At 54.0% G+C, this 1,392-nt stretch carries 1 protein-coding gene; it reads right to left on the bottom strand.

What is annotated here, in order from left to right:
- Positions 1 to 1,392, bottom strand: a 1,392-nt coding sequence (locus tag FEK47_RS25010) for a pertactin-like passenger domain-containing protein (RefSeq protein ID WP_138183448.1), incomplete at both ends; no start/stop codon positions are given.

Below are 1,392 nucleotides of genomic sequence, written 5' to 3'. Positions count from 1 at the left end.
AAAACGCAGACTCTGAAGCTCACTGTTGAACACATAGACCGGTGCCGTTGCCATATTCAGCACAGCATCAGCCGATTTTGTTGTATGGCGTACCGGAGGTACCGGATTATCTGTTCCTGGATTATCTGTTCCCGGGTTATCTGTTCCTGGCTGACTACTGTCAGCTTTCAGGTACCAGTCAGTATTTTCCTTGTTCAGGTAGTATTCCCAGGTACCGGCATCCACTTTCCCGCCGTTCAGGCTGAACGCAGCATCGCCACTGCCGGTATGAACGACCTGAAGTGGTGTGCCTGCGGAAACAGGTTCAAGACCGGTATTTCTGATGTCCAGCACAAAATTGCCACTGGCATTCCCCGTCACATTCAGCATGTCTCCGGTATGAGATGCGATATCCGTGTTCATCCGGAATGTCCCGTTACCTGAAAGACTTTCAGACACCAGTGAAACCGGCCGGAAAGCCTGCGTCAGGCGCGTGGTGGCTGACGGACGGAAATCGACAGTCCCGTTATCCAGCGTTAATGCACCGACAGTGGAGTCACCATCGAGATGCCAGACAGAGGCTCCCTTAACCGTCATGTCACCTGCACCAGTGTTGTCTCCCGTAACGCTCCCCGTCAGGATACTTCCGTTATCCAGCGTCAGGGTGGTGCCTGACTGTGTCGTCACATTAGCGTTCGCCTGAAGGGTATCCATCGTCATTGCAGCACCACTCTGAAGGGTAATCCCGCCATCCTGAGACAACAGTCCGCTGAAGCGGGTATTTCCGCCTTCCTGAGTCAGGGTACCGCTCCCCGTCAGGGTACCCGCAAAGGTCGCCGCACTGTTGTTGAGGAAATACAGGTTTCCTTCATTTGTCACCACATCACCGACGAGCGTCCCTTTATCTGTCAGGGTGGTGGTGCCACGGAGTACACCACCGCTCTGTACAGACAGTGTACCGTCACTGCCAACAGTTGTGTCGCTGGCGTCATGACCGACAAGTACGGTCAGTAAACCACCATTTTCCAGCAACATATTGCTGGCACTGCCACCGGCAATGCTGAAGGTGCCTTTATCGTTAGTGCCGCTCAGGACAGCACTGGTATTGGTAACAATTGCGCCACCGCTGTTCTGGGTCACCTGAGAGGCTGAACCACCGGCATCCACCTGTAGTATACCGCCGTCTGTGATGGTCGTTTTTGTGACATTTCCGTTGACGTAAACATACTGTCCTCCGCCACTGTTGATGGTGGTATCCGTAACACTGCCGCCACTGTTGACCTTCTGAGTCCCGCCACTGTTAATAACGGTACTCGTGGCCACGCCCCCACTCTCAACATTCTGCTCTCCGCCAGCGTTAAGAGTGGTATCAGTGACGCTGCCGCCTGAGATATTCTGAATCCCGCCAGTGTT

Origin of the sequence: Escherichia sp. E3659, assembly GCF_005781135.1 — a bacterium.
GTDB lineage: Bacteria > Pseudomonadota > Gammaproteobacteria > Enterobacterales > Enterobacteriaceae > Escherichia.
Note: the sequence above shows the minus strand (reverse complement) of the source record. Positions and strands in the feature narration are given on the sequence as shown.